The 12,631-nt window shown below is 65.0% G+C and carries 8 protein-coding genes and 2 tRNA genes; 6 read left to right on the top strand and 4 right to left on the bottom strand.

All coding sequences use genetic code 11. The features are described 5' to 3' along the window. The first annotated feature begins 72 nt into the window (after window positions 1-72). Window positions 73-765 carry a DUF1266 domain-containing protein gene (locus tag DM373_RS08200; RefSeq protein ID WP_110993068.1) on the top strand — a complete coding sequence of 231 codons (693 nt, stop codon included), beginning with the start codon at window positions 73-75 and terminating at the stop codon, window positions 763-765. Beyond that, window positions 762-3,392 carry a J domain-containing protein gene (locus DM373_RS08195; RefSeq protein ID WP_110993067.1) on the top strand — a complete coding sequence of 877 codons (2,631 nt, stop codon included), beginning with the start codon at window positions 762-764 and terminating at the stop codon, window positions 3,390-3,392. The genes DM373_RS08200 and DM373_RS08195 overlap by 4 nt, the downstream gene beginning before the upstream one ends. On the opposite strand, the gene DM373_RS08190 is transcribed toward DM373_RS08195, so the two are convergent. The 3 genes from DM373_RS08190 to DM373_RS08180 form a co-directional block, all read right to left on the bottom strand. After that, window positions 3,386-5,092: a molecular chaperone HscC gene (locus DM373_RS08190; RefSeq protein ID WP_110993066.1), complete on the bottom strand. Its 1,707-nt coding sequence runs from the start codon at window positions 5,090-5,092 to the stop codon at window positions 3,386-3,388. The genes DM373_RS08195 and DM373_RS08190 overlap by 7 nt on opposite strands. 170 nt (window positions 5,093-5,262) lie before the next feature. Continuing rightward, window positions 5,263-5,339 (bottom strand) — tRNA-Asp (locus tag DM373_RS08185). Between the two features lie 13 nt (window positions 5,340-5,352). After that, window positions 5,353-5,428: transfer RNA gene (locus DM373_RS08180), tRNA-Val, on the bottom strand. 205 nt (window positions 5,429-5,633) lie between these two features. Between DM373_RS08180 and rdgC the strand changes: the two genes are divergently transcribed. The 3 genes from rdgC (at window position 5,634) to sugE (ending at window position 8,245) form a co-directional block, all read left to right on the top strand. After that, window positions 5,634-6,554: a recombination-associated protein RdgC gene (rdgC, locus tag DM373_RS08175; RefSeq protein ID WP_110993065.1), complete on the top strand. Its 921-nt coding sequence runs from the start codon at window positions 5,634-5,636 to the stop codon at window positions 6,552-6,554. Window positions 6,555-6,725: 171 nt separating this feature from the next. Beyond that, window positions 6,726-7,691, top strand: coding sequence for a bile acid:sodium symporter family protein (locus DM373_RS08170; RefSeq protein WP_110993064.1), 966 nt, complete (start codon window positions 6,726-6,728; stop codon window positions 7,689-7,691). 236 nt (window positions 7,692-7,927) lie between these two features. Continuing rightward, window positions 7,928-8,245, top strand: coding sequence for a quaternary ammonium compound efflux SMR transporter SugE (gene sugE / locus DM373_RS08165; RefSeq protein WP_023631604.1), 318 nt, complete (start codon window positions 7,928-7,930; stop codon window positions 8,243-8,245). Between the two features lie 19 nt (window positions 8,246-8,264). Here the strand turns inward: sugE and DM373_RS08160 are convergent, their stop codons facing one another. Next, window positions 8,265-10,139, bottom strand: coding sequence for an MFS transporter (locus DM373_RS08160; RefSeq protein ID WP_110993063.1), 1,875 nt, complete (start codon window positions 10,137-10,139; stop codon window positions 8,265-8,267). A gap of 160 nt (window positions 10,140-10,299) precedes the next feature. On the opposite strand from DM373_RS08160, the gene bglX reads away from it, so the two are divergent. Then, the gene (bglX, locus tag DM373_RS08155; protein ID WP_110993062.1) at window positions 10,300-12,621 is read left to right on the top strand and encodes a beta-glucosidase BglX; all 2,322 of its coding nucleotides are present in this window, start codon (window positions 10,300-10,302) and stop codon (window positions 12,619-12,621) included. Window positions 12,622-12,631 lie beyond the last annotated feature (10 nt).

Below are 12,631 nucleotides of genomic sequence, written 5' to 3'. Positions count from 1 at the left end.
AGCGCAACCCCACGCCGCCAACCATTGCATTACAATCCGCGCCAGTTTCCCCGAGCCTCAGGACCGACTTTCATGGAAGAATCCGCACAGCGCTGGCTGTTTGCCCTCTCCGCGCCAATGGCTGCGCTCAACGGCGCCAGCTACACCGCCGCCGAATACTACGAAGGCGAGGACCAGTCCGACCTGAAGCGCTGGTGGGGCATCAGCAACCGCGCGCAACTGCTGGACATGCTCGGCATGGCCGACACCGGCCACGCCACCGAGGTGAGCGAGGCCTATTGGCAATACCAGCGCTGCCTGCCCAGCCAGTGGCAAGCGCTGCTCGACGGGCTCAGCCCACGTGAGCGCATCCGCCACGAATTCGCCGCACGCACCTTCCCCGACTGCGGCCCCGGCGGCACCCGTGCCTGGGACCTGGGGCGCATGAGCTTTTTGCTGCGTGCCGGGGTCAAGAACGACCTGGTCAGCCGCGACGAAAGCCTCTACCTGCACTACCGCCTGGCCCTGCGCGCCCGCCATTACTACAACCGCTGGGACACCTACCTGGCCGGCTACCTGTTCGGCAAGGCGCTGTGGAACGTCAGCGACAGCAGCGACGAGACCTTCGCCGCCAACCTCGAACGCCAGGGCAGCGAGCACTGGAATCGCTGCATTCTGCTCAACCTGCGCCACGGCGCCCATGAACTGCTCGCCGGCCTGCCCTGGGACCTGCAACTGCCCGAACCGGAACGCCCCATCACGCTGGAAGAGGATTGCTGGTCATGAGCTGCTGGATTCGTCTGGGAATCGACCCCACCAACGACCTCGACGCCATCCGCCTGGCCTACCGTGGGCGGCTGCCAGCCCACCACCCCGAAACCGACCCGGAAGGTTTCAAGGCCCTGCGTGCGGCCTATGACGAAGCCTTGCGCCTGGCCCGCGAGCAAGAGGCCACGGCAGCTGACGACAGCGAGCAGCCGGCCGAGGAAGCCGCCGCGCACCCGGCACTGATCAGTTTCCATACCCTGCTCGAGGAGCCGGCCTTGCGCTTCGACCCGCAGGCCTGGCAGCGCTACATCGCCGAGCTGGACGAGCTGCCGCTGGACGAGCTGGACGAGCTGAGCTGGCAATTGCTGCGTGCCCTGTACGATTGCGGCCCGCTGTCGCACCAGTGCGCGGGCATGCTGGCCCGTCGCCTGGCCTGGGACCAACAGCTGCTGCGCCTGGAAGACCCGCAACCGGTGGAAGCCTTCCTGCGCCGGCTGGATGAACCGGACCCGTTCGACACCGGGCTGATGCGTGACTGGCCACCGACCGCGCAAATGGAAACCCTGTGGTACCTGCGCAGCCTGGAGCACTGCTTCACCCAGCGCCCGCTGTTCGAATACGAGCAGTTCGCCAGTGTGCATACCTGCCTGGCGATGCCCAATGACCAAGCCCTGGTAGAACGCCTGACGGTGCAGTTCAGCCAGGCCGGCATCGCCAGCAGCACCTTCCATGGCCTGCTGCAGGAGCGCTTGCAGCAAGCGCCCGACGACGCCGACCTGCTCTACCTGCTGGCCCGCCAGGCCGATGCCCTGGGCGCCGAACAACAGGCCCTGGACTGCTGGCTGCGGCTGCACCGTGAGCATCGGCATCCACAGGCCGAACGCTGGTTGCTCGACCTGTGCGCGCGTCATCAACCCCAACGCCTGCCGCTGCTGATCCAGGCCTTCGACCTGCAACACACGCCTGCCGCCTGGCCCGCCAAACTGGCCGACCCGGCTCAGGCCTGGGGAAGCCCGGGGCAAGCGCCGCAGACGTTGGCGCGCTGGGCCGAAGCGGCGCGCCTTGAGCTGGGCGGCATCGCCGCCACCTTCATCGACTGGCGCCTGGACGGCGACGACGAGCTGCCATTGCTGGCCTGGCTGCTGCAAGAGCAGCCCGAACGCGAACTGCATCGCCTGTACTGGCAGGCTTGGGCCCTGCAACGCGGTGAAGCCGAATTGCTGGGCCAGATCCTCGCCCAACACCCGAGTGAAGACCCGCTCGACGCTCTGATTCTCGAAGGTTTCCAGCGCCAGGCCGCGCAGCAACAGCACTGGCTGTCACACGCCCCGGTGTGCCAGGCGCTGGCGCTGTATTGTGCCGACACCCTGCCAGGCGCCGAACTGCCCGCAGCCCTGACCGAAGACGCGATTCACCCGGTTTGCCGCGAGTGGCTGCGGCGCCTGCGCTGCTACTCGGCCCAGGCGGTGTACGAACTCAACAATCACTTCAACATGCCACGCATGTTCACCGTGCCGTTCGCCCTGCAACTGCAGGGCCGCCTGGCCGAGGACGGCGTGGTGTTGCCGGCGATGCCCGAGGGCGAAGCGCTATGGCAATGGCACCGCCAGCAGTTGTTCATGCTGGCCATGATCGACCAGCCGACCCGCTGGCTGGCGTTGATCGACCCGGCCTTGCCCGGCCAGTTGCAGTACCCGCAGGAGCATCCGTTCGCCGCTACCCATGCCTTGCTGTTGCGCCACCCAAGCGGCGGCCTGCTCGGCAGCCTGGACACCAGCGACCCGCTGCAGGCTCAGGTCGCAGCGCGCATGGCGAACCTGCAGCAGGCGCTGGACAGCGACCGCCTGCCGAGCGCCGCGCAACTGGCGGAATGCCTGGGCCACGATGACGGCTCTGTGCTCGCGAAGAACCCGCTGAGCTACCTGCTGTTTTGCGCAGTGCTGTACCACGACCGCTCGCTTGACGAGGCGCTGCGTAGCCAACTGCGCGAGCGGCTTGAGGCGATACAGGTAACGGGCGACTGGTTCGCGCCCTGGCGCGCTGACCTGCTCAAGGGCAAGACTCGCACGGTACCAAACTGGGTGCTGCGCGAGCATGGCATCGACAGGCGCCTGATGAGCGACCTGCTGGAGGCCCTGGACGCTCTGCTGGAGCGCTGCACACGCCCCACAACCCGTGTACTGCGCGCCCTGCAAAAGCACAAGGACAACCCGCGTGAGCACCTGGGCCTGCGCTGCGCAATCATGGCCCTGCTGGGCTGGTCCGAGCGCATGCTGCTCAAAGACCTGCAGTACAAACCTGTGCCGTTCTGGGCCGTGTGGAAGCTCAACAGCCGCCTGGACCGCACAGGCTTCGGCCTGCACCTGGCGGCCATCGCCCTGTGCTACAGCCTCATGCTGACGGTGCCAGCGCTGATGGTGGTGGTCATCGGGTTGTTGATCAGTGCCTTGCTCAGGCGCCTGCGCGATCTGGGTAGGGGCATCCCCTCGCTGGTCCTGCTGGTGCTGCTCAGCCGCCTGCTGCCGGTAGTGCCACTGTTGTTGCTGGGCCTGCCCGGCGACCGGCTGCCGAACCGCTACGGCTCGGCGCCGGGGCTGCTGGGGGACAGCCTGCAGGCCACCCTGCGGCGCCTCAACGGTCAGTAGCGCAGTTCGTCGAGCGCCTGGCTCAAGGCCTGGCGCTCGCGGTTGATCTCGCTGGCCTGCTGGCGGGCCAGCACGTTGTTGAAGGCATCCATCCAGCCACCGATCAGCTCGCGTTCATCGCCCAGGCTCTGCATCCAGGCGCGTTCGAGGCGAGCCAGCAGGGTTCGGTTGGGCAGGGTGTCGCGCGGGTGGATCTTCAGCTTGGCCAGGCGCTCCTGGCTGGCCTGGCGCGCGTCGGCATCCAGCCCGGTGGGGCTGCGGTCGATGCTGTGGCTGTGCTTCTGGCCGCTTTCGAGGAAGGTCACGTCCACTTCCAGCAGGCCATTGATGTCGTAGCTGAAACGCACGTCCAGCGACTGGATCTGGCCGGTCTGTTGCAGCGGAATCTCGAAACTGTCGACCAGGATGTTGTCGCGCACCCACGGCCGCTCGCCCTGGTACACGGCAATACGCACGAACTTCTGCTCGGCATGGCTACTGTAGAAGCGCTGCACCTTGGAGGTGGGGATCACCGTGTTGCGCTCGATGATCGGCGAGAACGCACCGGTGACGTCTTCGCCCCGTGAAGCAGCAATACCCAGGGTGTAGGGGCAGACATCGGTCAGGATCAGTTCGTCGATGGCCGCGTCACGGGCCTTGCAGGCGGCCTGGCTGGCGGCGCCGAGGGCGACGATGGTGTCCGGGTCCAGGTGCCGGTACGGCAAGCGGCCGAACAGCTTGGCCACCAGTTGCTGCACCTGCGGCATGCGCGTGGCGCCGCCGACCAGCACCAGGCTGTCCAGCTCGCGCGGGCTCAGCCGGGCATCGCGCAGAGCCTGCTCGATCGGGGTGCGCACCCGCGCCAGCAACGGTGCCCAGATGGCTTGCAGCTTGAGTTCGTCGAGCACCCATTCGCGGGCCTGGCCGTCACCATTCCAGTTCAGTGTGCAACTGCCCTCGCCCGCTTCGCGTTTGAGCTGTTCGATGGCGTCGCGCAGGCTGGCCAGGGCCTGGCCTTCGAGGCCCTCGAGGGCCAGGTTCCAGTCGCGCAGGCAGGCCAGCAGCAAGGCCTCGGTGAAGTCCTCACCGCCCAGGTAGTTGTCGCCGGTGGACGCATGCACCTCGATCAGCGGCAGCGCGTACTCCAGCACCGTGACGTCGAAGGTGCCGCCGCCCAGGTCGAACACCAGGGTGCGCTCGAACTTCTGCTCGTGCAGGCCGTAGGCCATGGCGGCGGCAGTCGGCTCGTTGATCAGGCGCTGCACGGTCAAACCGGCCAGCTCGGCGGCGAACAGCGTGCGCTTGCGTTGCTCGTCGCTGAAATAAGCCGGCACCGAAATCACCGCCTCGCTCACCGGGCAGCCCAGGTAGGCTTCGGCATCCTGCTTCAGTGCGCCCAGTACCAGGGCCGACAACTCTTCCGGGGTGAAGCGGTGCTCGCCCAGCGCATAGCGCTTGTCACTGCCCATGAAGCGCTTGAACGCTGCGGCGGTCAGCTGTGGGTGGGTGGTCAGGCGCGCCCGCGCGGCCTGCCCGACCAGGATGCTGCCGTCGTCATCGATGCTGACCACCGAGGGGGTCAGCACTTCGCCAAGGGCGTTGGGGATCAGTTGTGCGGCGCCATCGCGCCAGACGGCAATCAGGCTGTTGGTGGTGCCAAGGTCGATACCGACCAGGGGCGCGGGCTGGGTCGCGGAGGGAGAGAGGCTGGCATCCTGCATGGTCGGTCTCGTGCTGGCGATTAGAACCGGCGCACGGCCTGCTGGCCACTTGCGGCGGACAGGGGATTCTGACCGGCCCGGCGCACCGGCGATGTCAGAAACAAAAAAAGCGACCCTAAGGTCGCTTTCTCTGTTGCTTCAGGGTGTTCAGTGGGCCCTGAAGCTTAATATGGCGCGGCGGACGGGACTCGAACCCGCGACCCCCGGCGTGACAGGCCGGTATTCTAACCGACTGAACTACCGCCGCGCTATACATCGAGTGGTGGGTGATGACGGGATCGAACCGCCGACCCTCTGCTTGTAAGGCAGATGCTCTCCCGGCTGAGCTAATCACCCTTCGTCTCGGTGTGGTGCGCATTCTACGGAGGAGCCTGTACCCTGGCAAGCACTTTTTTAAATTTTTTTGAATAATTTTCAAGGACCTAGCGCAGCCGCTGTTTTCTTCCTTTATAGGGTGGTGCTGGCCCTCTGACAGGGTTGGCCTGAACCCACCGCTCGGAGAATAATGCCCGCCTTATGTATTAAGGAGAGATTGCCCCTCATGTGGTTCAAGAACCTGCTGACCTACCGCCTGACCCAGGATGTCCCGTTCGAGCCTGAAGCACTGGAAGCTGCCCTGGCCAGCAAGCCGGCCCGCCCCTGCGCCAGCCAGGAACTGACCACTTATGGTTTCGTCGCCCCGTTCGGCAAGGGCGAGGACGCGCCACTGGTGCACGTCAGCGGTGAATTCATGCTGATCGCCGCGCGTAAAGAAGAACGCATCCTGCCCAGCAGCGTGGTCAACGATGCGGTGAAAGAGAAAGTCGAAGAGATCGAGACCGAGCAGATGCGCAAGGTCTACAAGAAGGAACGCGACCAGATCAAGGACGAGATCATCCAGGCCTTCCTGCCGCGCGCCTTCATCCGCCGCTCGATGATCTTCGCCGCCATCGCCCCGCGCCAGGGCCTGATCCTGGTCAACTCGGCCAGCGCCAAGCGTGCCGAAGACCTGCTGTCGACCCTGCGTGAAGTGATGGGCTCGCTGCCGGTGCGCCCGGTGAGCGTCAAGATCGCTCCGGTCGCGACCATGACCGACTGGGTCAAGGCCCAGGCGCCGGCTGCGGACTTCTATGTGCTCGACGAATGCGAGCTGCGCGACCAGGCCGAAGACGGTGGCATCGTGCGTTGCAAACGCCAGGACTTGACCGGCGAGGAAATCCAGCTGCACCTGAGCACCGGCAAGGTGGTCACGCAACTGGCCCTGGCCTGGCAGGACAAGCTGTCGTTCGTGCTCGACGACAAGACCGTGATCAAGCGCCTGAAGTTCGAGGAGCTGCTGCAGGAGCAGGCCGAGCAGGACGGTGGTGACGAGGCCCAGCAACAGTTCGATGCCAGCTTCCTGCTGATGATGATGACCTTCAACGAGTTCCTGCCGGCGCTGTTCGAGGCGCTGGGTGGCGAGGAGATTCCGCAGGGGGTCTGAGTTGCCTGAACTGCCGGTGCCAGCCTCACAATTGAGGCTGTCGGCGCCGGCCTATTCGCGGGTGAACCCGCTCCCACAGGTTCTGTAAATAACCTGTGGGAGCGGGTTCACCCGCGAATAGGCCTCTAAAAAATACAATGACAACACGACAGACAGAAGGACCTGCCCCCCATGCGCGCCCTCGCCGCCCTCAGCCGCTTCGTCGGCAACACCTTCGCCCTGTGGGTACTGGTGTTCGCCTGCCTGGCCTTCCTCATGCCGCAATGGTTCATCGCCCTCAAGGTGGCCATCGTGCCGCTGCTGGGCCTGGTGATGTTCGGCATGGGCCTGACCCTCAAGCTCGACGACTTCGCCGCCCTCGCCCGCCAGCCCTGGCGGGTAGCGCTGGGGGTGGTGGCGCATTTCGTGATCATGCCCGGCGTGGCCTGGCTGCTGTGCCAGCTGTTTCACCTGCCGCCGGAGATCGCCGTGGGCGTTATCCTGGTCGGCTGCTGCCCGAGCGGCACGGCGTCCAATGTGATGGTATGGCTGTCGAAGGGCGACCTGGCACTGGCGGTGGCGATCGCGGCGGTGACCACCCTGCTCGCACCGCTGCTCACCCCGGCCTTGATCTGGTTCCTGGCTTCGGCCTGGCTGCCGGTTTCGTTCATGGACATGTTCTGGTCGATCCTGCAGCTGGTCATGCTGCCGATCGTGCTCGGCGTGCTGGCCCAGCGCCTGCTCGGCGCGCGGGTGCACGCGGCGGTGCAAGTGCTGCCGCTGGTGTCGGTGGTGAGCATCGTGATGATCGTCTGCGCGGTGGTGGCGGCCAGCCAGGCGAAGATTGCCGAATCGGGCCTGCTGATCATGGCGGTGGTGATCCTGCACAACAGCTTCGGTTTTTTGCTCGGTTACCTCACCGGCAAGCTGTGCAAGCTGCCGCTGGCCCAGCGCAAGTCGCTGGCGCTGGAGGTGGGCATGCAGAACTCGGGGCTGGGCGCGGCGCTGGCGGCGGCGCATTTTTCGCCGCTGGCGGCGGTGCCGAGTGCGCTGTTCAGCGTGTGGCACAACATCTCCGGGGCGTTGCTGTCGACCTGGTTCAGGCGGATGGAGGAGCCTACGCCTGGGGTTGAGAACACCGCATCTGCCAGCAATTGATGTTGCCTGCTCCGGCCTCATCGCCGGCAAGCCGGCTCCCACAGTGTCAGCGCATGGCTTCGCTTCATGCGTTCGATGTGGGAGCCGGCTTGCCGGCGATGGGGCAACCACCGATCCCAGAGGCTTGCCCCGGCCCCGGTAAATGGGCAATATAGTGCGCACTGTGAGGACGACCTCACGACGCTGCGCGTGATCGTATCGGGGACGGCCCCATCATTAATAGATGGAGACACACCATGTCCTGGATCATCCTGTTCTTCGCCGGCCTGTTCGAAGTTGGCTGGGCTGTCGGCCTCAAGTACACCGACGGCTTTACCCGCCCCCTGCCCACCGTGCTGACCGTCGGCGCCATGGTCATCAGCCTTGGCTTGCTGGGCCTGGCCATGAAAGAGCTGCCGCTGGGTACCGCCTACGCCATCTGGACCGGCGTTGGCGCCGTGGGCACCGTCATTGCCGGGATCATCCTGTTCGGTGAATCCATGGCGCTGATCCGCCTGGCCAGTGTCGCCCTGATCATCACCGGCCTGGTCGGCCTGAAGGTCAGCGCCAGCTGACCTCGCGCCTTATCCCTTCTTAACGCACATCGCCGCGCAGCAGGCTCACCTGCTCGCGCAGCGCTTCGGGCTGCGCCGCTTCCACCGGGATGGCGGCGCCAGCCACGAGGGTCACGCGCGACCATAGGCGCTTGAAAAAGCCCTTGTTCGGATCGCGGCTGAAGAAGCTGCCCCACAGCCCCTGCAATGCCAGCGGTATCACCGGCACTGGCGATTCCGAGAGGATCCGGCTGACCCCACCCTTGAACACATCGATCTCGCCGTCGGCACTGAGCTTGCCCTCGGGGAAGATGCACACCAGTTCGCCCTCGGCCAGGTACTGCTTGATGCGGGCGAAGGCGCGTTCATAGATCGCCTCGTCCTCGCCACGCCCGGCGATGGGGATGGTGCCGGCGGTGCGGAAGATGAAGTTGAGTACCGGCAGGTTGTAGATCTTGTAGTACATGACGAAGCGGATCGGCCGGCGAATGGCGCCGCCGATCAGCAGCGCATCGACGAACGACACGTGGTTGCACACCAGCAATGCCGCACCTTCATCGGGAATACGCTCAAGCTCGCGGTGCTGCACCCGGTACATCGAGTGGCTGAGCAGCCAGATCAGGAAGCGCATGGTGAATTCCGGCACGATGCGGAAGATGTAGGCGTTGACTGCGATGTTGAGCAGCGACACCACCAGGAACAGCTGCGGGATGCTCAGCTTGGCCAGGCTCAACAGGACGATGGTGACGATCGCCGACACCACCATGAACAGCGCATTGAGGATGTTGTTGGCGGCGATCACCCGGGCCCGCTCGCCTTCGGCGGTACGCGCCTGGATCAAGGCGTACAGCGGCACGATATAGAAGCCGCCGAAGATGCCCAGGCCGACGATCGAGGCCATGATCCACCAGGCCTGGCTCATGCCCAGCAGGTCCAGCCAACTGTGCGGTGCCGTGCCTGCCGGCACATCGCCCGAATGCCACCACCAGAGCAGGCCGAACAAGGTCAGGCCGAACGAGCCGAACGGCACCAGGCCGATCTCCACCTTGCGCCCGCTCAGGCGTTCGCACAGCAGCGAGCCCACCGCGATGCCCACCGAGAACAGGGTCAGCACCAGGGTCACCACGGTCTCGTCGCCGTGCAGCCAGTCCTTGGCGTAGGCCGGGATCTGCGTGAGGTAGATGGCGCCGACGAACCAGAACCACGAATTGCCGACGATCGAGCGCGACACCGCCGGGGTCTGCCCCAGGCCCAGGCGCAGGGTGGCCCAGGACTGCTTGAAGATGTTCCAGTCGAGCTTCATTTCCGGTGCCGCCGCCGCCGCCCGCGGGATCCAGCGGCTGGCCAGGTAGCCAAGCACGGCAGTGCCGACCACCCCGCCGGCCACCACCGTGGCGTAGCTGGAAGACGACATCATCACCCCGGCGCCGATGGTGCCGGCGAGGATCGCCAGGAAGGTGCCCATCTCCACCAGGCCGTTGCCGCCCACCAGTTCTTCTTCACGCAGGGCCTGGGGCAGGATCGAGTACTTCACCGGGCCGAACAGCGCCGAGTGGGTGCCCATGGCGAACAGCGTCAGCAGCATGAGCTCCAGGTGGCTGGTGATGAAACCGATGGCACCGACAGCCATGATCACGATCTCGGCCAGCTTGATCGCGCGGATCAGCCGGTCCTTGGCGAACTTCTCGCCGAACTGCCCGGCCAGCGCCGAGAACAGGAAGAACGGCAAGATGAACAGCAAGGCGCAGAGGTTGACCCAGATCGAGCGGTCGCCTTCCAGGCTCAGCTTGTAGAGGATCGCCAGGATCAACGACTGCTTGAACAGGTTGTCGTTGAACGCGCCCAGCGACTGGGTAATGAAGAACGGCAAAAAGCGCCGCTTGCCGAGCAGGGTGAATTGCGAGGGGTGACTCATCGTCCTTGGGTCCTGAGTTGGGCCGCGAGTGGCCTTTGCCTGATTAGAATGCACCAAACGGGCCCAGAGCCACATCCCTGTCAACTGACAGTTCTGCCAGTAGCCCGTGGCTGCCAGCAGAGGCAGGCTTGACGCAAGACCCTGACACGGATGCTGGACGATGGGAATGATTCGCCGTCATCCCTTGCGTTTCGCAGTGTTTCTGGCCTCGCTGCTAGGCACACTGCTGGTTGCAGGGGCGGCACATTACTCAGGCACCTTGCTGGGCAGTGAGAAAGAGCGCTTCGTGAATTCACTGCTGGGCCAGATGCAACTGAGCGAAAAGATCGGCCAGTTGCGCATGCTGGATGCCCGCGGCGCTCTGGCATCGCAACCAATTAAGGACCTGCTGGATGCCGTGCGTAAAGGCAATGTCGGATCGATCCTTCCCGCCCCCGAGGTCAATCGCGCAACCTTGCGAGCCCTGCAGAACGAGGCGCAGAACAGTCGCCTGCGGATTCCTTTGTTCTTTGCCGGCGATGTGATCCACGGCCATCGCACCCTGTTCCCCATCGGCCTCGGCCTGGCGTCGAGCTGGGACATGCAGGCCATCGCCACCAGCGCGCGCATAGCGGCCATGGAAGCCAGTGCCGACGGCCTGGACATGACCTTCGCGCCCATGGTCGACATCAGCCGGGATCCACGCTGGGGCCGCATCGCCGAAGGATTCGGCGAAGACCCCTACCTCGCAGCTCAGGCCGGCGCGGCCGCTACCCGGGCCTTCCAAGGGCCGGTGCTGGGAGCGCCCGACAGCCTGATGGCCTGCGTCAAGCACTTCGCCGCCTACGGCGCCGTCGAAGGTGGGCGCGACTACAACAGCACAGACATGAGCCCGCACAAGCTACTGCAGTACTACCTGCCCCCTTACCGTGCCGCGCTCGATGCAGGCGCCGGTGCCGTGATGACCGCCTATACCACGCTCAACGGCGTGCCCGCCACAGCCAATCACTGGCTGCTGCATGACGTGCTGCGTGGCCAGTGGCACTATCGCGGGCTGGTCATCAGTGACTACCAGGCCGTGCAGGACCTGATCACCCATGGCTATTCGGCGGGCCCGGCCCAGGCAACCAGGGCCGCTTTGCAAGCAGGTACCCAGGTCAGCATGAATGACCGTTTTTTCGGTGAGCAGTTGGCCACGCTCGTGGAACAGGGCGCTATCCCGATGCAGGTGCTGGACGATGCCGTGCGCCAGGTGCTCGCCACGAAATATGACCTGGGCCTGTTCAAGGATCCTTACCGCAGGTTGGGCGAGGCCAGGCATGACCCTGTCGACCCGAATGCCGAACAACGCCTGCACCGCGACGAAGCCAGGGATGTCGCCCGGCGCTCGCTGGTATTGCTGAAGAACCACGATCAGCGCCTGCCCTTGGCCAAGGCCGGCACCTATGCCGTCATCGGTCCGCTGGCTGACAACCGGGTCGACATCCTTGGCAGTTGGCCCGGCAGCGGCCGGGCCAGTCAGGCAGTCAGCCTGTACCAGGGCCTGAAGAACGCGGTGGGCGACAAGGCCAGGGTGTCGTACGCCCTGGGTGCCAACATCAGCGACGATCGCCAGGTGTTCAATCTGCTGGCGGACAACAAGGTCGACTTCGATCCGCGCCCGCCGGCCACGCTACTGGCCGAAGCATTGGCCATCGCCCGGCAGGCCGATGTGATCATCGTGGCTCTGGGTGAAGCACGTGGGATGACCCTTGAAGGCGCCAGCAAGACCGACCTGCACCTGCCACTCCAGCAGCGAGCATTGTTCAGGGCCTTGAAAGACACCGGCAAACCCCTGGTACTGGTGCTCATGAACGGCCGCCCGCTGATTATCGAAGAACAAAGCCGGCAGGCCGATGCCGTGCTGGAAACCTGGTTCAGCGGTACCGAAGGAGGAAATGCCATTGCCGACGTGCTGTTCGGTGACTACAACCCTTCAGGCAAGCTGCCGGTCACTTTCCCGCGCAGCGTGGGGCAGATACCGCTCTACTACAGTCGCCTGAATACAAACCGCCCGTACGAGCCCGGACGTAGCGAACCCTACCGCTCGCGCTATTTCGATATCGATGACACCCCGCTCTACCCGTTCGGCTTCGGCCTGAGCTACACGCAGTTCAGCCTCTCGCCGCCGCACCTTTCTACCCAGCGCCTGAAGCGCGGACACACCCTGCAAGTGCAGGTGGAGATCCGCAACGACGGAGTCCGCAGCGGCGAGACGGTTGTGCAACTGTACATACGCGACATCAGTGCTTCGGTGAGCCGGCCACTCAAAGAGCTCAAGGGTTTGCGCAAAATCCTGCTCGCGCCTGGTGAAAAGCGCTCGATCGCCTTCGCCATAGACGAGTCCATGCTCGCGTTCTACAACCAGGATCTGCGCTGGGGCGCCGAGCCCGGCATGTTCGATGTGATGATCGGGCTGGACAGCACACAGGTCGACACTGCCCGATTCGAGCTCATGCCCTGATTGTCGACTT

The sequence above is a fragment of the Pseudomonas sichuanensis genome (genome assembly GCF_003231305.1).
In the GTDB taxonomy this organism is placed as follows: domain Bacteria; phylum Pseudomonadota; class Gammaproteobacteria; order Pseudomonadales; family Pseudomonadaceae; genus Aquipseudomonas; species Aquipseudomonas sichuanensis.
The sequence above is the reverse complement of the archived record's forward strand: the minus strand, read 5'-3'. Positions and strand labels throughout refer to the sequence as shown.